This window comes from uncultured Campylobacter sp. (genome assembly GCF_937890585.1).
Lineage (GTDB): Bacteria > Campylobacterota > Campylobacteria > Campylobacterales > Campylobacteraceae > Campylobacter_A.
The window spans coordinates 1-1713 of the sequence record NZ_CALACG010000287.1 but is presented as its reverse complement, the minus strand read 5'-3'; the positions used below and the strand labels follow the sequence as shown (position 1 = coordinate 1713).

At 45.1% G+C, this 1713-nt stretch carries 1 protein-coding gene; it reads right to left on the bottom strand.

The features are described 5' to 3' along the window. A partial coding sequence (locus Q0296_RS08675) for an acetolactate synthase large subunit (RefSeq protein WP_298039416.1) occupies positions 1–1509 on the bottom strand: 1509 nt, incomplete at its 3' end. Between the last annotated feature and the right edge of the window lie 204 nt (positions 1510–1713).

Below are 1713 nucleotides of genomic sequence, written 5' to 3'. Positions count from 1 at the left end.
TCTCGTGGGCTCGGAGATGTGTATAAGAGACAGGCTAAGATCAGTAGATGAGTAGCGCTTTTCATAGAAAAATGTCTGCCACTGGCGCACCATGCCAAGAAAGTTGTTGTTTAGGATGATGTTTATGACAGGGACATTTGTCTCATAAGCGGTCATCAACTCTTGGATATTCATAAGTATCGAGCCGTCGCCGGTGAAATTTATCACTAGATTATCAGGCATCGCACACTTTGCACCGATCGCTGCAGGGAGGCCGTATCCCATCGTGCCAAGGCCGCCACTTGTGACAAACTGCCTTGCGCGGTTAAATGGATAAAACTGCGCCACCCACATTTGATGCTGGCCGACGTCTGTCGAGATGATGGCCTCAGGGCCTGCTATCTTTGCGGTCTCCTCGATGACCCATTGTGGTTTTAGCACAGTGTCGCTGTCTGTGTAGCTAAGTGGGTTTAGCTTTGAATATCTATCTAAAATTTCTCTCCAAGGCGCGTAGTTTTCTGGCTTTGCTTTGACTTCGTCGTAAAGCTCGTTTAGCACGTTTGTTAGGTCGCCAACTATTGGAAAATGGGCATTTATGATCTTTGAAATAGAGCTTGGATCGATGTCGATGTGGATGATCTTTGCGTGTTTTGCAAATTCGTCCGTTCTGCCAGTGATCCTGTCGCAAAACCTAGCTCCCAGCGAGATGAGAAGGTCGCACTCACTCAAAGCCATGTTTGAAGCGTAGCTGCCGTGCATGCCTGCCATGCCTAAATTTAGCTCATCCTTTGCGTCAAGCACGCCAAGAGCCATTAGAGTTTCAACCGCTGGAATGCCTGTTTTTTGCATAAATTTGCGGATGATTTCGCTTGCATTTGATGCGATCGCGCCGCCACCTATGTATAAAAGCGGTCTTTTGGCCTCATTTATCGCAGCTGCCGCCTTTTTTATCTGCTTTTGGTTGCCTTTGTAGGTCGGCTTGTAGCTTGGCAGAGAAATTTCTTTTGGATATACAAAGTCGCCAAGCTTTGATGTGATATTTTTTGGAATGTCGATATGAACTGGTCCTGGGCGGCCTGATCTTGCGATGTAAAAGGCCTCTTTTATGATGCGAGGTAGCTCCTCGACGCTATTTACTAAGAAGTTGTGTTTGACACAGGGGCGTGAAATGCCGACTGCGTCGATCTCCTGAAAGGCGTCCGTACCGATCATAAATGTCGGCACCTGACCGCTTATAAGCACGATAGGTATGCTATCGCTGTAAGCCGTGGCAAGGCCTGTAACTGCGTTTGTAAAGCCAGGGCCGCTTGTTACAAATGCAACGCCCACTTTGCCGCTAACCCTTGCGTATCCGTCTGCTGCGTGCACGGCTGCTTGCTCGTGGCGAACCAAAATGTGTTTGTAGTAAGTTTGTTTGTATGTTTCATCGTAGATATTTAAGGCTGCGCCGCCTGGATAGCCAAAGACTATATCAACGCCTTCTTCGTGCAAGGCCTCGCTTATCATCTGCGAACCAGAAATTTGTTTTATCATCATTTTAGCCTTTTGATAAATTTATGGCTGATTATATCCAAAGCAATTTAAATCCTTTTTAACTCTTTGGCGATCTTTGGGCGTTTTTTAGAAAATTTATGAGCTAGCGAGGCTGGATAATGCAAAATATTTTACATATATTTATACATATTATTTTTAGTATTTTTGGATAAATTTAGCAAAAATTTAAGTCTAAAGCAG